Source organism: Mogibacterium timidum ATCC 33093 (assembly GCF_000525775.1).
GTDB classification, from domain to species: domain Bacteria; phylum Bacillota; class Clostridia; order Peptostreptococcales; family Anaerovoracaceae; genus Mogibacterium; species Mogibacterium timidum.
In genome coordinates this window covers 16,058-33,687 of sequence record NZ_JALU01000002.1, presented here as the reverse complement: position 1 = coordinate 33,687, position 17,630 = coordinate 16,058, and the positions used below count along the sequence as shown (strand labels likewise).

The 17,630-nt window shown below is 46.0% G+C and carries 20 protein-coding genes and 1 pseudogene; 18 read left to right on the top strand and 3 right to left on the bottom strand.

The window, feature by feature from the left end:
- The first annotated feature begins 45 nt into the window (after positions 1-45).
- Positions 46-1,488, top strand: a complete 1,443-nt coding sequence (locus HMPREF0581_RS00310; RefSeq protein ID WP_036379287.1) for an APC family permease — start codon at positions 46-48, stop codon at positions 1,486-1,488.
- A 118-nt stretch (positions 1,489-1,606) separates the two neighbouring features.
- Here HMPREF0581_RS00310 and HMPREF0581_RS00305 read toward each other — a convergent pair whose 3' ends face one another.
- Complete coding sequence (locus HMPREF0581_RS00305; RefSeq protein WP_009643775.1) at positions 1,607-1,888, bottom strand: DUF3343 domain-containing protein; 282 nt, start codon at positions 1,886-1,888, stop codon at positions 1,607-1,609.
- Positions 1,889-1,904: 16 nt separating this feature from the next.
- Positions 1,905-2,486, bottom strand: coding sequence for a sulfurtransferase-like selenium metabolism protein YedF (yedF, locus tag HMPREF0581_RS00300; protein ID WP_009643778.1), 582 nt, complete (start codon positions 2,484-2,486; stop codon positions 1,905-1,907).
- Positions 2,487-2,688: 202 nt separating this feature from the next.
- Here yedF and HMPREF0581_RS00295 point away from each other — a divergent pair, with 202 nt between their 5' ends.
- Genes HMPREF0581_RS00295 through whiA form a run of 5 tightly spaced genes read left to right on the top strand, consistent with a single transcriptional unit; the run spans position 2,689 to position 7,595 of the window.
- A complete protein-coding gene (locus HMPREF0581_RS00295) occupies positions 2,689-4,035 on the top strand; it encodes an AI-2E family transporter (RefSeq protein ID WP_009643729.1) in 1,347 nt (448 codons plus the stop codon).
- Complete coding sequence (gene murB / locus HMPREF0581_RS00290; RefSeq protein WP_009643762.1) at positions 4,004-4,954, top strand: UDP-N-acetylmuramate dehydrogenase; 951 nt, start codon at positions 4,004-4,006, stop codon at positions 4,952-4,954. Before HMPREF0581_RS00295 ends, murB begins: the two co-directional genes overlap by 32 nt.
- A complete protein-coding gene (locus tag HMPREF0581_RS00285) occupies positions 4,926-5,756 on the top strand; it encodes a PHP domain-containing protein (protein ID WP_083844310.1) in 831 nt (276 codons plus the stop codon). The genes murB and HMPREF0581_RS00285 overlap by 29 nt, the downstream gene beginning before the upstream one ends.
- Before the next feature lie 3 nt (positions 5,757-5,759).
- Positions 5,760-6,632: an RNase adapter RapZ gene (gene rapZ, locus HMPREF0581_RS00280; RefSeq protein WP_009643740.1), complete on the top strand. Its 873-nt coding sequence runs from the start codon at positions 5,760-5,762 to the stop codon at positions 6,630-6,632.
- Complete coding sequence (gene whiA, locus HMPREF0581_RS00275) at positions 6,633-7,595, top strand: DNA-binding protein WhiA (RefSeq protein ID WP_009643748.1); 963 nt, start codon at positions 6,633-6,635, stop codon at positions 7,593-7,595.
- Positions 7,596-7,755: 160 nt separating this feature from the next.
- Here the strand turns inward: whiA and HMPREF0581_RS00270 are convergent, their stop codons facing one another.
- Positions 7,756-8,388: a substrate-binding domain-containing protein gene (locus HMPREF0581_RS00270; protein WP_169731136.1), complete on the bottom strand. Its 633-nt coding sequence runs from the start codon at positions 8,386-8,388 to the stop codon at positions 7,756-7,758.
- Positions 8,389-8,488: 100 nt separating this feature from the next.
- Between HMPREF0581_RS00270 and HMPREF0581_RS00265 the strand changes: the two genes are divergently transcribed.
- The 12 genes and pseudogenes from HMPREF0581_RS00265 to HMPREF0581_RS00210 form a co-directional block, all read left to right on the top strand.
- Positions 8,489-8,971 (top strand): flavodoxin, encoded by a 483-nt coding sequence (locus HMPREF0581_RS00265; RefSeq protein ID WP_036379278.1) that lies wholly within the window; start codon positions 8,489-8,491, stop codon positions 8,969-8,971.
- Between the two features lie 20 nt (positions 8,972-8,991).
- Entirely contained in the window at positions 8,992-9,849 is an 858-nt protein-coding gene (locus HMPREF0581_RS00260) for an aldo/keto reductase (RefSeq protein WP_036379276.1), read from the top strand.
- Between the two features lie 190 nt (positions 9,850-10,039).
- Entirely contained in the window at positions 10,040-10,627 is a 588-nt protein-coding gene (locus HMPREF0581_RS00250; protein WP_036379273.1) for a flavin reductase family protein, read from the top strand.
- 25 nt (positions 10,628-10,652) lie between these two features.
- Positions 10,653-11,204: a carboxymuconolactone decarboxylase family protein gene (locus tag HMPREF0581_RS08430; RefSeq protein WP_330371630.1), complete on the top strand. Its 552-nt coding sequence runs from the start codon at positions 10,653-10,655 to the stop codon at positions 11,202-11,204.
- Between the two features lie 39 nt (positions 11,205-11,243).
- On the top strand, positions 11,244-11,393 hold the full coding sequence (locus tag HMPREF0581_RS08995; RefSeq protein ID WP_330371629.1) for a cupin domain-containing protein: 150 nt from the start codon (positions 11,244-11,246) through the stop codon (positions 11,391-11,393).
- A gap of 10 nt (positions 11,394-11,403) precedes the next feature.
- Positions 11,404-12,561: an iron-containing alcohol dehydrogenase gene (locus tag HMPREF0581_RS00240; protein WP_036379270.1), complete on the top strand. Its 1,158-nt coding sequence runs from the start codon at positions 11,404-11,406 to the stop codon at positions 12,559-12,561.
- 25 nt (positions 12,562-12,586) lie between these two features.
- On the top strand, positions 12,587-14,440 hold the full coding sequence (rlmD, locus tag HMPREF0581_RS08145) for a 23S rRNA (uracil(1939)-C(5))-methyltransferase RlmD (RefSeq protein WP_051426852.1): 1,854 nt from the start codon (positions 12,587-12,589) through the stop codon (positions 14,438-14,440).
- Positions 14,441-14,601: 161 nt separating this feature from the next.
- Positions 14,602-14,883: a CD1845 family protein gene (locus tag HMPREF0581_RS00230; protein ID WP_005541379.1), complete on the top strand. Its 282-nt coding sequence runs from the start codon at positions 14,602-14,604 to the stop codon at positions 14,881-14,883.
- 87 nt (positions 14,884-14,970) lie between these two features.
- The gene (locus HMPREF0581_RS00225) at positions 14,971-15,741 is read left to right on the top strand and encodes a replication initiator protein A (protein WP_036379268.1); all 771 of its coding nucleotides are present in this window, start codon (positions 14,971-14,973) and stop codon (positions 15,739-15,741) included.
- Positions 15,738-16,589 (top strand): ATP-binding protein, encoded by an 852-nt coding sequence (locus HMPREF0581_RS00220; RefSeq protein ID WP_036379265.1) that lies wholly within the window; start codon positions 15,738-15,740, stop codon positions 16,587-16,589. The genes HMPREF0581_RS00225 and HMPREF0581_RS00220 overlap by 4 nt, the downstream gene beginning before the upstream one ends.
- Entirely contained in the window at positions 16,586-17,071 is a 486-nt protein-coding gene (locus HMPREF0581_RS00215) for a PcfB family protein (RefSeq protein ID WP_036379262.1), read from the top strand. Before HMPREF0581_RS00220 ends, HMPREF0581_RS00215 begins: the two co-directional genes overlap by 4 nt.
- A pseudogene (locus HMPREF0581_RS00210) lies at positions 17,068-17,625 on the top strand (type IV secretory system conjugative DNA transfer family protein); the annotation flags it as partial. The gene HMPREF0581_RS00215 and the pseudogene HMPREF0581_RS00210, both read left to right, overlap by 4 nt.
- Positions 17,626-17,630 lie beyond the last annotated feature (5 nt).

Below are 17,630 nucleotides of genomic sequence, written 5' to 3'. Positions count from 1 at the left end.
TTCTGTTTATGCTTTTAGAGAAAACTTTCGAAAGGAGTGGGAGCTATGGGTAAGAAAAAAATAACCTTTTGGGAGCTCGTTCTAATGAATTTATCTGCTCTGTATGGTATACGCTGGATCGCTCGCTCGACTTCAGAGGGGTACCTTGGACTTGGAGCAATTCCTATGTGGATAGTTTTGATGTTCGTGTTCTTTGTTCCACAAGCACTAATGTGTGCCGAGATGGCTTCATCTTACCCTACCGATGGGGGATTAAATGACTGGGTGAAAATTGCATTTGGAGCAAAGTATGGCTTTCTGGTATCGTGGATGAATTGGACTTCCCTTATTTTTTGGTTTGCATCGTTTCTTACGTTCTTTTCGATAAATGCAACCTATATGATAGGGCGTCCCGAACTGGCTGACAATAAGCCGATTGTACTCATTATGTCAATAGTAGTTATATGGATTCTCTCGTTTGCCAGTATGCGAGGGATGAAGTTTGGGAAGTATTTTACGAGTGTAGGTTCGCTAGGTTCTACAGCCCCTACCATAGTGCTCATTGCTTTTGCATTACTGGCGATTGTTGTGTTTCAAAAAGCCCCGAGTGCATCTGTCTACAATGCAGCATCTTTAACTCCTAAATTGAATATGAACTCGTTAGTTGCAATTTCAAGTATTATGTTTGCATATACAGGTGCTCAGCTTACGGCTAACTTTTGTTCAGAGATGGAAAACCCTCGAAGAGATTATCCACGGACGATAATAGTTGCTGCAACAATCATAGGTGTTCTTTACGCAGTTGGATCAATATGTATGACTATGTTGCTGCCGACCTCGAAGATAACATCATCAACCGGAATTTTGGATGCAATGCTTAAAGCATGCCGTTTGCTGGGAATTCCTTCCGGCTTTATACAGCTAATAGCTTTCGGAATTGCACTCTCTGTTCTCGGAGCGCTTGTGCTGTACATAGCGCAGCCTACCAAAATGCTCTTTGGCTTTGCCGAGCCGGGGATATTTCCGGAAAATATAACAAGGGTGAACAAGCACGGAATCCCTGAAAAGGCTGTCATGTTTCAGGCAATTTTGATTACAGCCTTGATTACGGCAGTGTCGATTTTCCCGGGAGTTGACGCAATTTATAATATCCTCGTTACAATGACGGCTCTGACGACACTTTTCCCATACGTTCTCCTGTTTTTAGCTTACGGCAAAATAAAGCGGGAGAAGAAAGACATAGATAGTCTATATGTTATGACGAAAAACAAAGGATTGGCGAAATTCTTGACTTGGTGGGAGACCGCATTGTGTTGCGCTGCGATTTGCTGTTCGGCACTCCCGATAATGAGTACTGCACGTGATAACATCATTTACGAAATTGAGTTGATAGGAGGAGGCCTTTTGATAATATGTTCAGGGCTTTGGCTCTGGAAACGTTCAGGCCTTGAGAATGAGGTTATTCCGGTAAATGAATGGGAACAGGGAAAGAGTGAATGTGCAGATTGAAAATACAGACCTATAACTCGGAAAATCTGCCTGCAATGTTAAGCGAAGAGGGGGTTGCAAACGATGCTTGCAGCCTCCTCTTCTTGTCTCGATTATTAATCCCCGGTCATGACGAGTGCTATAGCTCTACCAACTCAAACCTGAAGCCGTGGTCTCTATCTGACCTGTCATCATTAATATGATATACGTGATATTCTTCAGGTGTGAGGTCGGTCTTGCCGAGGAAGGTCCGCTTTGAACTGGCAAATTTGTCATTCTCTACTCTCACAGCGATGCCGCAGCTTGTCGAGATGTGACGAGGGACAGGCATTACTGTACAACCGATCGGCTTTAACAGCTTCTCGGTAGCGATAGCTCCGTGTGTTGACTCGAAAGTATACAGGAAATATTCTTCAGTCATAAACGTTGCTCCGGTGTTACAGAGTGATAACCTTGGACACAGCCTGCATCGCTCCGAGTATGTCGAACATGTTGCTTACAGTTCCAATCTTGCAATCATCCTTAATCCCGAAGAAGTTGAGGCAAGTTCCGCAAACGAGAACCTTAGCTCCCTTTTCAATAAGAGTGTTCAGATTGTCAATGATCTGTGGCTCAATTCCTGTTGTCAGTTTGACACCATCGTTCATAAACAGAACGTAGGTCGGAATATTTTCAGATTCGGACAGCGTGTAGATAGCCATCTTGGCCAGGTTTAGTCCGAGCTCTGCATCTCCGCTTCCAACGGCTGCCTTGTTGAAGAATACGGCATAGCTGTCGTCCTTAAAGCTGTTTGCAGCTTCAGGAATCTTGCCGTCTCCATCAGCAAAGCTTACGAGGAACTTGTCGCCATTCGGGCTGGTGCTGATTGGTCTGCCGTATGTATTACCGAGTCTCTCCAGGTTATCGATCTGTGTCTGTCCGTCAACGATAATCTCGAGGCTCTGAGTGCCGTTGTCCAGTTCCTTTTTTGCCATGATTACAGGGATTGGGCATGCCTTGCCTGCTGCATCTAGTCTCATCGTACGATACCTCCGAATTCATAATATAAATAAAATACATCACTATGATAACAGCGCAGCTAATTTACTTCAAATAGAAATATGTAATATTGAGCGGTGTTTGCGTGATTGACGTGTATTTTCACAAAGATAGAACACAAATGACGTCGTTTTTATAGTAATATAATTATGTGTAAGTGTAAACGAATAGAGAGGTAGAATCTTGTTAAGGAAATTTGTAAAAAGTCCCTATATCAAGGCTTCAATTGCACTTGTGGTCAGCGGTTCCGTGTTGATCATGCTGTTCAACGTGCTCAATAAGACGAAATTTACCAAAGGCATTGAAATCGTCAACAAGACCCTGATGCCGGTATATATAGGCGTATTTATCGCATTCCTGCTATGCCCGATATATAATAAGCTGGTCAAGGTCATATATACCAAGCTCAAGGGAACCGTCAGGGTAGCAGAAGGAACATGTGACGAGCCGGTCTGCATGAAGCTTGCCGGCGGACGCCGTATGCCGGCAGAGGATATAACTGTTCAGATGCGTCGCAATCTTGCTATAGCTAAGATAGGGGCGAGCACGATTTCAATCCTTCTGATAGTCGCATTCTTTGCTCTGATCGGATATTTTGTAATACCGCAGATAATCATGAGCATTGTCAATCTGATGAACACCATGCCGGAGAAGCTTGCGTACTTCACGTCGTGGTCGACAAAACATCTGCAGCGCTTCCCCCAGGTTGTGAAATGGATCAACGAAGCAGCTAATGCGGGGACTAACGAGATTATAGACTGGATTAGGGAGAACATCCTGAAGGATAACTTCCAGAATCTGGCCAGCCTCGTATCTACGCAGATTATCAATGTCGTGAGAGGTGGGGCAAACCTGTTTATCGGAATCCTGATTTCTATATACCTTCTCAACTACAAGGAGACAATATTCGCAGGCGCTCGCAAGATTGTCGCGGCAACCTGCTCCGAGCAAAAGGCGAGGAATCTCTATGAGTTTGCCAAGATTATCAACGAAACCTTTATCGGATTTATTGTCGGTAGAATTCTTGATGCAATTATAATCGGAATCATCACCTATGTGTGCATGCTCATATTCCACATGCCGTTAGCCTTGCTGATTGCAGTAATCGTTGGAGTTACCAATGTAATTCCGTTCTTTGGACCGTTTCTGGGAGCAATTCCTTCGATTTGCCTGCTGCTGCTCGAGGATCCGGTCAAGGCAGGGTATTTCATCATCATGATACTGGTTATCCAGCAGCTCGATGGCAATGTAATCGGGCCTAAGATCGTCGGAAGCGTAATCGGAATCGGCAGCTTTTGGGTACTGATCGCAGTTCTCATCGGCGGCGGATTGTTCGGATTTCTGGGGATGGCTCTTGGAGTACCGGTGTTCGCGGTAATATACAGGTATGCCGGAAAGCTTACAAATAACAAGCTCAAGAAGCGCAACAAGGAGATAGACGTCAGATCATATACGGATTATGCAAAGTTCGGTATTGAACAAGGAGAACTTTTTGAAGATGAATATGTCGAGCATAAACATAATAAATAGCATACGCAAGATTGTTCCGGATGTCCGGATTAGGACAGATGAGCCTATGGCACAGCATACTTCCTTCCGAATCGGTGGTACTGCCGATGTATTTGTCATCGTGTGCAATGAAGAGGAGCTGAGCGATTTACTCAGACTGCTGGACAGTCAGAATGTCAGACATCTGCTGATTGGTAACGGTTCGGATCTGCTCTTTGATGACGATGGATACCGCGGAGTGATCATCAAGCTCGGGGGCAAATTTGAGCACATCGAGGTGCTGCCGTGTGACGATGAGGAGCTTAGAGTCGGCGCGGCGCGGATGCTGTCGAGCACTGCTAATTTTGCAAGAGATAATGGGCTCAGCGGTCTTGAGTTCGCATCGGGGATTCCGGGAACCTTTGGGGGCGCGCTGTTCATGAACGCCGGTGCGTACGGCGGAGAGATGAGGGATGTGGTCAAGAGCGTGACTTTGATGAAAGCGGATGGAAGCACAGTGTATGAGCTGTCAGGCCGAGAGATGGATTTTGCATACAGAAATAGTGTGTTGCAGAAAATCGAAGATATTGCACTTTTTGCAAGGGTCAGTCTTAAAAAGGCGGACAAGAAAGTGATTGCAGACAGAATGGACGAGCTGGCTGATAAGCGCAGAACCAAGCAGCCTGTCAACTTTCCAAGCGCCGGCAGCACCTTCAAGAGACCTGTGGGAGGATATGCCGCAGCCCTGATTGAAGATGCCGGACTCAAGGGTAGGACAGTCGGTGGTGCACAGGTGTCGGAGAAGCATTCAGGTTTTATTATCAATGTCGGGGCGGCGACCTCCAAGGATGTCAGGGAGCTTATCGGCATTGTGACTAGAGAGGTTGAGGAAAGTTCGGGGATCAAGCTGGAGCCCGAGGTGAGGATTATAGATGCCGAGCCGAAGCCGGAAGGCGTTTAGGCATGGGGCAGCCTGGAAAGAGGAAATAGATAATCAGATGGAAAACAACATTAAGAAGCTATATGGATTAACTGCGGATTACCACACGCATACGAGGTATTCGCACGGCAAGATATATGCGCATGGCAAGGGTACAGTTCTTGAAAATGTCGCCTCCGCTTCCGCGAAAGGACTGCGCGAGCTTGCGATTACGGATCATGGTCCGGGTCACAAATTCTACGGTCTCAAGATGAGCAAGCTTCCGGCGATGCGTGCGGATATAGAGGTAGCGATGAGGAAGTTTCCTAACGTCAAGGTCATCCTCGGAGTGGAAGCTAACATAGTTAACACGGCTAACGGCCTGGATGTCAGCAAGGATGAGTTCGACCGGTTCGATATCGTCAATGCCGGGTATCACTACGGACTTCCACGCGGATACATGACTACAAACTACATCTATTGGCACGCCGGACTTCCGGCGGGAAGCACAGCGCAGCTGCGCAACAAGAATACCGATATGGCGCTCAGAGCGCTCTATGAAAATGACATATTTCTGCTCACTCATCCCGGCGATAAGGGACCGTTCGACATGAGGGCACTTTGCAAGGCGTGCGAGGAAACCGACACCCTGATGGAGATCAGTACCAGGCACACTCACCTCACAGCTGAGGAGATTAGGATTGCTGCAAATTACGACGTGAAGTTTGCAATCAGCAGCGACGCGCATGTGCCTGACAAAGTCGGAAACTACATAGCCGGGGTGGAACGAGCAATCGAGGCCGGGCTCGATCTTGAGCGGATTGTAAATATTGAGAAGAGGTAGAGTATGAAAATTATCATAGTTACAGGTATGTCGGGGGCAGGCAAGACCAAGGCCGCAGATTGGCTTGAGGATCAAGGCTTCTACTGCATAGATAATATGCCACCCAAGCTTGTGATGAATTTTGTAGATTTGTCCAAGGCAAATGGTATGGATAAAATCGCTTTCGTGGCGGATATACGCGGAGGTGAGTTTTTCTCCGATTTAGTCGAGGTGATCGACCAGCTCAAGAAGCAGGAGGATATCGAGAGCGCGGTGTTCTTTGTAGATGCTTCAACACCAACCTTGGTCAGAAGATTCAATGAGACGAGGAGACATCATCCGCTCGCGCCCGGCAAGGTCAACCAGTCGATAATTGAAGATGAGCGCGCAAGACTGGAGAGCGTGCGCAAGAAGGCCGATTATATCATCGATACCAGCACCATGAAGGTTGCCGATTTCAATATGGCTATGACTCGCATATTCCTCGGAAGCAAGGGCAATCAGTTCAATATCAACGTCACTTCGTTCGGCTTCAAGTACGGCATTCCCAGCGAGTCCGACATAATGGTCGACGTCAGGTTTATCCCCAATCCATATTACATCAAGAGCCTCAAGCCGTTGACCGGCAATAACAAGAAAATCGTCAACTACGTCTTCAAGTCCGAGCTGGCAAACGAGTTTGTCGACAGATATCATGCGCTGATTAAGGAGCTGATCCCCGGGTACATTCACGAGGGGAAATATCATTTGAATGTCGCATTTGGATGCACGGGTGGTCATCATAGGTCGGTTGCTATTGCAAATAAGATGGCGGAGCTGTTCAAGGCGGACGGTTTCCGAGTTACCGTGACGCATCGTGACCTCGATTTTATCGCGAAGGGAGACAGCAAAAAGTAGATGTCATTTTCATCACAGACTAAGGGCGAGCTGGCGCGCGTCGTTCCGACCAAGAAGTGCTGCATGCTCGCAGAGATAACCGGTTTCCTCAGAGTTGCCGGCAGCCTTAGACTTGTAGGCGGCGGCAAATTTACCATTGTCGCATCTACGGAGAACCCCGCAATTGCGAGGCACTACAAGACCTTGATAAGGGAGTATTTCGGAAGCAATGCCGGCATAGAAGTCGGCAATTCACAGGTGCCGGGCAAGGCGCGTGGCAGCTACAGATACAGATATTCATTGGTGATAAGACCGGATGAAAAGAGCTTACAGATATTGCGTGAGACTGGAATGATCCTCATAAAAGAGGGGAATGATTTTCTCAGCGACGGTATCTATCAGCCGATAATCAGGAATAAATGCTGCAAGAAGGCGTATCTCAGAGGATTGTTCCTCGGTGTAGGTACCATGTCAGATCCGCGGAAGAGCTATCATCTGGAGTTCGTGCTGAACAGCTCTCAGGTGGCACAGGATCTGAAGAGGCTCATAGGCAGCTTTGTAGATCTCTCCGCAGGTCTGATTGAACGCGGAGAAGAGCACGTCGTATACATGAAGCGAGCCGAGTATATCAGTGATATGCTCGGAATCATGGGTGCCAACGAGGCGATGCTGGAGTTTGAGAATATCAGGATTGGCAGAGGTCTCAGGCGCGAGGTCAATCGCATTTCAAATTGCGACAATGCCAATGTGGACAGGACCTTATCGGCGGCCGAGCAGCAGATCAAATATATTGAACTGATAGATGCGAAGCTGGGGTTGGATAACCTCGATCCGGTGCTACGCGAGACGGCACAGCTCAGACTGGAGCTGCCCGGAGCAAGTCTAACCGATATAGGGGAAGCGCTCAGACCTCCGATCAAGAAACCGGGCGTAAGCAAACGCTTCGCCAAGCTCAAGGAGATAGCGGAGAGTCTGGATAAATAGTAAAATCGTTATGTTTGCAGTGTATGAGCGGACTGCAGAGGCTGCAAGGTAGAAACGCAAGGACGTGTTTCCCCGCTGTAGAGATCGGTGATTATATTGAATATGAAACAGTAGGCAGCTCAACCGGCTAAGCGATGCGAAGCGGGAGCTGCCGTTTTTATCATTTGCCTCTGATTAGATTTCCTCTTAACGCATTAAACAAAGGTCGATAAGTTTTCTGTTCCGATGACGAGCAGGCAATCCAGTAGGTGGCATGAGCATCCGGATCCGTGATCGGGATGGAGATTCTTCCGGGTATCTCATATCCGGTTTTAAGCATCCGGTCGGAGTTGAAGAACGGAAGGTTGGACGCATCGATCAGCTCCATCAGTGCATCCATGCTGCTTTGTATTAGCAGGTCTGAAGCAGCAAGATGTCCGAGCGTGATATCCATCCAGAAGCCGATGCCGGCAGTCATCGGAATACGGAGTCCTTTCAGATCATCAAAAGAAATGCTCTTTTTCTTTGCCAGGGGATGGTCTTCCGATACTGTGATATACAGCTTTTCTTCCATAAAACGCTGACAGTACAGCGTTTTATCGTCCGGATCTTCATGGAGAATGATAATCTGGTACATTTGGTTCTTCAGCCCGCGGATCAGCTTTTCATCGCTGTCCTGCAATTCTGCAGACAGGGTTTTCCCGGGAAGCCGTTCCTGCAGCAAGGGCATGATCTCACTGATCGGAAAAGGTGCGCAGGAGCCCAGATTCACGGTTCTTAAGGACCTGTCGAACATGACTACTCGATTGATCATCTCCCGGTTGGCATCCAGCGCTCTTTCCGCATATAATGAGGGCATCAGAAGAAAGCAAACTAAAAATGTCACGCATAATGCGATTTGAAAGGAGACCAAAATGGCAAAAGAACTGGTGCTGTACTTCTCCGTGTACGGAACATCCAAGATCGTTGCGGAGGAAATTGCGAAGCAGACCGGAGCGGATATAAGAGAGATCGAGCCTGTCATTCCTTATGACAGCAATCGTGATCATTACAATGCACTGACCAGGCTCGCAAAAAAGGAACACGATGAGGATCAGCGCCCGGCGATCAAAAACAGGATCGATATCACGGCCTACGACCGCATCTATCTAGGATATCCTATGTGGTGGTATACCTTCCCGATGATCATTTATACGCTGCTTGAGCAGTATGACTTCAGCGGAAAGACAATCATACCTTTTAACACTCACATGGGTTCAAAGGATGGCGGGACTTACAAGACTATCCGTGAACTGGCACCAGGGGCAAGGGTGCTCGAAGGTCTGCCCGTCGAAATGCGAGACGCGGAGAATAATCCCGAGAAGGCAGTAGAAAACTGGCTAAAAAGCCTGAATTGATAGAAATGGAGGATAGTAAAATGGAATATATAACACTGAATACAGGAGCAAAAATGCCGTTGGAGGGATTCGGCGTATTTCAGATCCCGGATGCCGCACAGTGCGAAGAGGTCGTTTACAACGCCATCAAGAGCGGATATAGGCTGCTGGATACAGCGGCAGCCTATGCGAATGAGGAGGCTGTCGGTAAGGGGGTTGCACGTGCGATAGCGGATCGACTGACAACCCGTGAAGAGCTTTTCATTACCACCAAGGTGTGGGTGAGCGACATGACGAGCGAGGATGCGGCCTATGAGGCGGTAAAGACCTCCCTCGGCAGATTGGCGATGGATTATGTAGACCTGATCCTTCTGCACCAGCCGATGGGCGATTATTTCGCAGCTTACAGGGGTATAACCCGGGCTTACAGAGAAGGGCTGACCAAGGCAATCGGCGTGGCGAATTTCTATCCGGCGATTCTCGCGAATCTCTGCGAGACGGTAGAGGTGACTCCCGCCGTCAATCAGGTAGAGCTTCATCCGTTCTTTACACAGGAAGCAGCTCTGGAGAATATGAAGGCTTATGGTGTAGTTCCGCAGGCATGGGGACCTCTGGCAGAGGGTAAGCACGGTATCTTCACCGATTCGGAGTTTACGGAAATCGGAGATAAGTACGGCAAGAGCGCGGCGCAGGTCGCACTTCGTTGGAATGTACAGCGCGGCGTATCAATCATTCCGAAGTCCGTTCATGTGGAGCGCATGGAGCAGAATATTGATATCTGGGACTTTGCACTGACCGACGAAGAGATGGCAAAGGTCGCTGCGAAAGATCTGGGACACAGCGAGATCGTCAACCACGATGATCCGGAATTTGTGAAGTTCGTGCTGAATCTTCATTGATGGAGCAAGGGTATGAGGCTGTGAGACAGGTAAGATATTCGCATTCCCAGATTACAGTGAGCCGGATATACTCTCCGGATATACTCTGCTTTGCCGATTATCCGGCGATCATGGTGTTATTCGTTTGCGGTGTGTACTATACCGTAAAGCTGCTGAAAATGAAAAGGAAAAATACGGAGGTAAACTTAAAATGAGAAAAGATTTAGGAAAACAGCCTGCAGTGTTCCCGATGCCGGTTCTGATGGTAACGGCATATGATGAAAACGGCACCGTGCAGGTAATGAACGCCGCATGGGGTATGATCTGCGGCATGGACAAGATTGCTCTCTTTATCAATAAAGATCACGCTACAACCAAGGCGATCAGGAAGACAGAAGCGTTCACCGTCAGCCTTGCGGACAGAGAGCACATGGACGCGGCGGATTACTACGGCATTGCCACGGGCAACAAGATGGCGGACAAGTTTGCAAAATCCGGATATCATGCGGAAAAGAGCGCACACGTGAACGCACCGATCATCACGGAGTTCCCCGTTGCACTTGAATGTGAGCTTGCAGAAATTGTCAAGACCGAAAATCTTCATGCAGTAGTCGGAACAATCGTCAATGTCAGCGCTGACGAGAAAGTGCTCGGAGAAAAGGGCAAGATTGATCCTATGAAGTTGAACGCTCTGATCTTCGATCAGTTCCAGTCCGGCTACTATGTGGCGACCGAAAAAGTCGGACAGGCATGGAACGCAGGAAAGGAAATGATGAAAGCCGCTCAGTCAAAAGACTGAGCCTTGTCAGGAGGAAGATAAAGAAATGGCTAAGAAACAGACAGCAGGTAGAGAGAGACTCGGGACACTCGCTCCCAAGTTCGCGGAATTGAACGATGATGTTCTTTTCGGAGAAGTGTGGTCCAGAGAGGAAGAGCTTAACGCGAGAGACCGCAGTATGATCACCATTGCGGCACTGTTTTCCGCGGGGCTGTATCCGCAGCTTAAATCGCATCTTGTGCTCGGGAAGGAACATGGGATCACCAAGAGTGAAGTCGTCGAGATTGTGACGCAGCTTGCGTTCTACTGCGGATGGCCGAAGGCGTGGAGTACCTTCCCGATTATTGAGGAGGTCTATGGTAATGAAACAGAGGAAGGGATTCCCTCCCAGCTTTCCATTTTTCCGATTGGAAAACCAAACACGGCATTTGCGGAATATTTCAGCGGTCGGAGCTTTCTGGCTCCGGTCAGTTCTTCGCAGGTTCCGATTTTCAATGTAACATTTGAGCCCGGGTGCCGGAACAACTGGCATATTCATCATGCGGAAAAAGGCGGAGGGCAGATGCTGTTATGCGTTTATGGACAGGGCTGGTACTAGGAATGGGGGAAAGATCCTGTAGAACTGAATCCGGGTGATGTGGTTAATATTCCGGAAGGCGTAAAGCATTGGCACGGGGCAAGGAAGGATTCCTGGTTCCGGCATCTGGCTGTTGAAGTGCCTTCAGAAAACGGCTCAACGGAATGGTGCGAGGCAGTAGATGACGCACAGTATGAAAAGCTGGGATAAAGGAGGAAAGATGAATTCATTTACTTACAGCTATCCTACAAAGGTTTATTTTGGCGAAAAGGCGGCAACGAAGAATCTGCCCGCCGAGTTGGCAAAAACAGGAAAGACCGTCATGCTTGCTTACGGCGGCGGTTCCATTAAGAAAAACGGCATTTATGACGAGCTGGTCGGTATTTTGAAGGAAGCCGGAAAAGAGATCGTGGAATTCACAGGCATCATGTCCAATCCCACCTATGTCAAAGTCCAGGAAGGTGCGAGACTGGCAAAAGAAAAGAATGTTGGTTTTATCCTTGCTGTGGGAGGCGGCAGCGTTATTGATTGCTGCAAGATTGTTTCTGCACAGGCAAAGTCGGATACCGATATCTGGAAGATGGAATTTGACGAACATCGCTTTCCGATGGAGTTTATCCCTATGGGGGCTGTTGTGACAGCCTTTGGGACGGGTGCGGAGATGAACTGCGGCGCGGTCATTACACATGAAGAGAAGAACTTGAAGAACGGTGTCATGGGAACGTTCTATGATTTTGCGATTCTTGATCCGGAATATACGATGACCATGCCTATGAATCAGGTGATCTCCGGCGCATTTGATTCTCTCTCTCACAGCATGGAGACATATATGGGTTCTCCTCGTGAAGTGAATTATTCGGACGAGATCAACGAGGCGACTCAGAGAAATATCATCCGCAATATCCGAGCAATGCTTATCGATCCGGCTGACAGGCAGGCAAGGAGCGAATTGGTTTGGGCGGCGGCGATGGCGGAAAACGGAATTCTGAAGCTCGGCAAGGTTACGGATTTCCAGTGCCACATGCTGGAGCATCAGCTGGGAGCGTATACCGACTGCAACCACGGACGGGGGCTTGCCGTGCTGCATCCCGTGCTGTACCGCCACATGATGCCGGAGGCAAACAGACAATTCGCAAGGCTGGCAGCAGAGGTTTGGGGCGTGTCCCCTGACGGAAAGAGCGAAGCGGAGCTTGCAGAGAGCTTTATCACGGCCTTATCTGATTTCATCAAGGAGATCGGCTTGCCGACTACACTCACGGAGATGGGAATTGCGGATGTTGACCTTGAGGCGATTGCAAAATCCACTATCCGTACAGACGGCTGCGTGAAGAAGTTCACGGATGAAGAGCTGCTTGCGGTTTTGAAGGAATGTATCTGATATTAACGCAGGACATGAAAAGGGTATGACGCGCAGACGGATTGATATAACCAATATCGTAGAGGTACTGATGAGTGACAATATTCATAGGACTGCTGTGGCAGCAGTCTTCGAAGGGCAGATAGTAGAGCTCGAAATTACTGATATGACTGATGATGGCAAGGGTCTGGGCAGACTGTCGGGCCTTGCTGTCTTTGTGATGGGCGCTGTTCCGGGCGATAAGGTGAGCGCCCGCATCACCGGGCTCAAGAAGCGCTACGCTATAGCTGAAACAGTGGAGCTTCTTGAGCCTTCCGCTGCCAGAGTGCAGCCGCCGTGTCCATACTACAAGGAGTGCGGCGGCTGCTCTATGCTCGAGCTTACCTATGAAGAGCAGCTCAGAATTAAACGCAGAAATATAATCATGAAGCTCGAGCGTATAGGCGCCCTTGAGAATCCGACAGTCAGGGATGTAATAGGGGCATATGCGGATTCAGCATCAAATATTGCGGGCGCAAATGCGGTGCTTGAGCGCCGGAAGTCGGCATTAAGCAGTCGTAATTCGGAGATGACCCCAGAATCGGCGTATGCGGATTCTGAATTCCGGAATGTGGAATCAAATAGCGAAAATAGCGAAGTTGAAGTTGCGGATACAGAAATTACAGGCAGGAGCTCGGAATCAAATATTCGGGGTTCGGATATAGGAACGACAGATCAGGGCTCGGAGCTGGAAAATCAAGGCTTTAAATCAGAAAATCAGGACTCGGAATCAAATATCGCGGGCGCCGCCGATGCGATGGGAGCCGAGAGCGGGACCAGCTTCGAAAGCGCCGTCCACGAACCCATGTTCAGATACCGCAACAAAGCCGAATTTGCGGTAGCAATGATGAACTCCGGCCCGCTCGTCGGCTTCAACAAGCGCGGTAGCAACAAAATAGTCGATTGCACAGACTGTCTCCTCCAGAAGCGCGCAACAATGGCGGCAGCCAATGCAATCCGCAAACTCCTAAGAGGCAAACTGATTTCCGTGTACGATGCGAGACACGGCAACGGATTTCTAAGAGGCTTTACCATCAAGGTATGCGAGGGCACGGGCGAGATGATGTTAATATTTACAGGCACATCCAAGCAGCTACCAAATGCCGAAAAGGTCATCTACACTATCAGCGATGCAATCGATGCGGTCTCGACCGATGAGGAGCCGTACTTCCTGCAGAGTGTAGTTGTCGAGGTAAACAAGGCAAAAGACATCCGTGAAACCGCGACTGCTTATGAGGTTGTGGCTGGCTCAAACACTGTCACCGACATAACTGGAGGCGGCATGAAGTTCGAGATTTCCGCACCTGCATTTTATCAGGTCAACACTAAGCAGATGATCAAGCTCTATGCCAAGGTCAGGGAATATGCCTGTCTCAAGGGCGGTGAAACAGTCTTTGACCTCTACTGCGGCATCGGAACTATCGGCCTCAGCATGGCATCTGAGGCTGGTATGATTATCGGAATAGAATCTGTAAAAAACGCAGTTATCGACGCAAACCGCAATGCCGTAATCAACGGTATTGTAAATGCGCGCTACTACGCAGGCCGTGCAGAACAGATGATGCCGAGACTTCTCGACAAGGAAGATAAACTTTTCGTAGACTATATCGACGAAACTGCTCCAAAAATTGCCATCCTCGATCCACCGCGCGCGGGATGCGATGAGGCACTTCTCCGAGCAGCCGCAAGCTGTGATATGGACAAGATAGTGTACGTGTCCTGCGATCCGGGTACGCTGGCAAGAGATGTGAAAGTGCTGGGCGAGCTGGGATACGAGTTCATAGAGGCAACACCGGTGGATATGTTTGTGGCGACGATGCATGTGGAGTGCATAGCGTTGATACAAAGAGTGAAATCGTGAAAATCCTGCATTTTAAGCAGTTTTACAAGCATTATGTCTTTAATGAAGATGGCGAAGGTGGACGAAAAAAAGTCCTAAAAAATTATATAGATGTGAATGTTTGCATTGATATGGTGTGTGGAGATACAAAGTATGAATTGGGAAGTGAGGAATAAGAAATGATGAGATGGATAATAAAAATAATCTTGTTTCCAATCAGCTTGCTGCTGAGTATCCTTACTGCCTTTCTGACATTTATACTTGGCATAGGAACAACTATTCTGTATTTCTTAATGCTGATGTGTATAGTTGCTGCAATAGGATCATTTATGCAAAAAGATATATCACTTGGCATTGAGGCATTGGTATTAGGATTTTTGTTAAGTCCTTATGGAATACCGATGGTCGGAGCAGCTGTTATAGCATTCCTTCAGGGAATCAATGAAGCAATAAAATCAATCTAAAAAAATTCATACAAATGGTTACCAAAGGCGATAGAAGAAAAACTATCGTCTTTTTCTTTGCCAATTTTTTTGGGAGGAGGTGAAGCGATGGACTTTGACTATTTCTATAACAGAGAAGCAGAAAGATTTAACTTTCTAAAAGTACCTGAAATATTGGTAGACGGAGAAGAATTTAAGGGACTGTCTGCTGAAGCAATTATCCTTTATTCTATGCTTTTGAAACGAACAGGAATGTCCTTTAAGAATAATTGGGTGGACAAGGAAGGCAGAGTATTTATCTATTTTACTGTTGAAGAAATTATGAGAAGAAGAAATATCTCAAAGCCGACAGCTATAAAAACATTAGATGAACTCGATACGAAAAAAGGAATCGGACTGATTGAAAGAGTAAGGCTTGGGCTTGGTAAGCCGAATGTCATATATGTTAAAGACTTTATGAGCATATTAGCGGTAAAAGAAAATGACTTTCAGAAGTCAGAAAACTTAACTTCAGAAGTAAAAGATTTTAACCTCAGAAGTAAAGAAAATGAACTTCAGGAAGTTCAAAATCTTGACTCTAACTATATAAAGAATAATAAGAGTAAGTATAGTAAGAGAGAATATAGTTTTAGTGAAAACGGGCTTGGAACATTTCAAAATGTATTTTTAACGGCAGAAGATATATCCGATTTACAAATCATAATGAACTCACAGCTTGAAAATTACATTGAGAGATTATCTGCATATATCAAAAGCACCGGAAAGACATATAAAGACCATAAAGCAACAATCCTTTCTTGGTTTTATAAAGATCAGGGAAGTAAGAAAAAATCCAATATCCCTACATGGGAGGAATATAACAAAGGAGTACATCTATGAATAAGGAATTAGAAAAAGTGATGATAGAAGATGTGGAATATAGCTTTGATCCTGAAAAAGAATATATCAAGGACGGACATGCATACTGTAAAGTGTGCAATGAAAGAAAAGATGGGAAAGCATTAGAGTTTTTCGGAAAGCAGATGATATTTAAGACTGCTTGTAAATGCGATAGAAATAGAGAAGCAAAAGAAAAAGAAAGACAAAAGCAGCTGGATATAGAGCGATTAAAGAGTAGCTGCTTTAACTCTGTTATTCAGTGGTCATATACCTTTGAAAATTATCAGGGAGAAGAAAATCAAAGCCTTATTATTGCCAAGAATTTTGTAAAAGATTATGAGGAAATGAAAAAGGAAAATATAGGACTTTTGTTTTATGGTTCGGTAGGTAGTGGAAAGACATACCTTGCTTGTTCTATCGCCAATGCTCTAATTGAACAATATCAGGTAGGGGTTAAGATAAGAAATTTTGCACAGATTATCAACGAACTACAAAACGGCGGATTTGATCTTGATAAAAACGCATATATTGAATCTCTTGTAAATACTTCCGTTCTTATCTTGGATGATTTAGGAATTGAAAGGGATACAAGTTATGCAAAAGAACAGGTATATAATATTGTTAATAACAGGTACTTAAAACAAAAACCGACTATTTTTACCACAAACCTTTCCTATGACACAATTCTAAATTGCACAGAAAGTGTGGAGTATCAGAGGATTTATTCACGAATCGTAGAGATGTGTATTCCTGTTATGGTTGTAGGAGAAGATTTTAGAAAGGTTATTCAAAAGGATAAGCTGGCTCGTAATAAAGAGAGGCTACTGAATGGAGGTGAGAGAACTTGATCAATGAAGAGATAGCAAGAAAAACGCTGAATATGGAAGTAAGAGCTGCTAAGGTAACAGGGAAACTTCTATTGGATTTACTAAAGAAGCTGATGAAAGAGGCAGAAAAACTTGGTGGACTTGAAAAGCTGGTTAATGCCAATGGAAATGAAGTAAAACTCAAAGATATGGTTAAAAAAGGACAGCTTGAAGAAATTCCGGTAGAGGAAGCAGAGCTTAAGGAATTGAAAAAAGAGCTGAATAGATATGGTGTTAAGTTTTCTGTGATGAAAGACAAGGAAAGCGGGAAATATTCAGTATTCTTTCAAGCTAAAGATATGAAGGTTATGGACAAAGCATTTAAGCACGCTCTTTCCGAATCAGAAAAGAAAACGGAAAGAAAGGAGTCCATTCATAAGAATATTGAAAAGTTCAAGGAAATGGCAAAGAACTCTGTTTCTAAGGATAAAGTTAAGAATAAACAGAAGGAGCAGAGCCTATGATAGATAAGATATTAAAGGACATCAAAGGCTTATTTAAGGTTCAAGATAAGGCAAAGTTTGCAAAACAAAACATTCCCTATCTTGCATTTTTCTATTTAGGAAACATCTTTTCCCATCATGTAAGAAGCTATGTTGGAGGAGATGTGATAGATAAAATATTTCAGGGGATATTGGAGCTTAACACAATGAGCTTTCTTCCGAGTATTCATCCGGCGGATATTTTAATAGGTATAGGAATGGCTGCTTTAATCAAATTCGTTGTCTATACAAAAGGGAAAAACGCTAAAAAGTTTAGGCAGGGAAAAGAGTATGGATCAGCAAGATGGGGAAATAAAAAAGATATAGAGCCATATATGGATGAAAAGTTTCAAAATAATATTTTGCTTACACAAACCGAAAGACTGACAATGAATGGCAGACCGGCTAATCCTAAATATGCTCGTAACAAAAATGTGCTTGTAATCGGTGGATCAGGAAGTGGAAAAACGAGATTTTATGTAAAACCGAATCTTATGCAGATGCACTCGTCATATTGTGTAACCGATCCTAAAGGATTAAC

What these genes read in the sequence shown, in the direction of transcription:
- HMPREF0581_RS00310 (WP_036379287.1), top strand. Translation starts at nt 46, where the DNA reads ATGGGTAAGAAAAAAATAACCTTTTGGGAGCTCGTTCTAATGAATTTA.
- HMPREF0581_RS00305 (WP_009643775.1), bottom strand. Translation starts at nt 1,888, where the DNA reads ATGACTGAAGAATATTTCCTGTATACTTTCGAGTCAACACACGGAGCT.
- yedF (WP_009643778.1), bottom strand. Translation starts at nt 2,486, where the DNA reads ATGAGACTAGATGCAGCAGGCAAGGCATGCCCAATCCCTGTAATCATG.
- murB (WP_009643762.1), top strand. Translation starts at nt 4,004, where the DNA reads ATGAATATGTCGAGCATAAACATAATAAATAGCATACGCAAGATTGTT.
- HMPREF0581_RS00285 (WP_083844310.1), top strand. Translation starts at nt 4,926, where the DNA reads ATGCCGAGCCGAAGCCGGAAGGCGTTTAGGCATGGGGCAGCCTGGAAA.
- rapZ (WP_009643740.1), top strand. Translation starts at nt 5,760, where the DNA reads ATGAAAATTATCATAGTTACAGGTATGTCGGGGGCAGGCAAGACCAAG.
- whiA (WP_009643748.1), top strand. Translation starts at nt 6,633, where the DNA reads ATGTCATTTTCATCACAGACTAAGGGCGAGCTGGCGCGCGTCGTTCCG.
- HMPREF0581_RS00270 (WP_169731136.1), bottom strand. Translation starts at nt 8,388, where the DNA reads ATGATCAATCGAGTAGTCATGTTCGACAGGTCCTTAAGAACCGTGAAT.
- HMPREF0581_RS00265 (WP_036379278.1), top strand. Translation starts at nt 8,489, where the DNA reads ATGGCAAAAGAACTGGTGCTGTACTTCTCCGTGTACGGAACATCCAAG.
- HMPREF0581_RS00260 (WP_036379276.1), top strand. Translation starts at nt 8,992, where the DNA reads ATGGAATATATAACACTGAATACAGGAGCAAAAATGCCGTTGGAGGGA.
- HMPREF0581_RS00250 (WP_036379273.1), top strand. Translation starts at nt 10,040, where the DNA reads ATGAGAAAAGATTTAGGAAAACAGCCTGCAGTGTTCCCGATGCCGGTT.
- HMPREF0581_RS08430 (WP_330371630.1), top strand. Translation starts at nt 10,653, where the DNA reads ATGGCTAAGAAACAGACAGCAGGTAGAGAGAGACTCGGGACACTCGCT.
- HMPREF0581_RS00240 (WP_036379270.1), top strand. Translation starts at nt 11,404, where the DNA reads ATGAATTCATTTACTTACAGCTATCCTACAAAGGTTTATTTTGGCGAA.
- rlmD (WP_051426852.1), top strand. Translation starts at nt 12,587, where the DNA reads ATGACGCGCAGACGGATTGATATAACCAATATCGTAGAGGTACTGATG.
- HMPREF0581_RS00230 (WP_005541379.1), top strand. Translation starts at nt 14,602, where the DNA reads ATGAGATGGATAATAAAAATAATCTTGTTTCCAATCAGCTTGCTGCTG.
- HMPREF0581_RS00225 (WP_036379268.1), top strand. Translation starts at nt 14,971, where the DNA reads ATGGACTTTGACTATTTCTATAACAGAGAAGCAGAAAGATTTAACTTT.
- HMPREF0581_RS00220 (WP_036379265.1), top strand. Translation starts at nt 15,738, where the DNA reads ATGAATAAGGAATTAGAAAAAGTGATGATAGAAGATGTGGAATATAGC.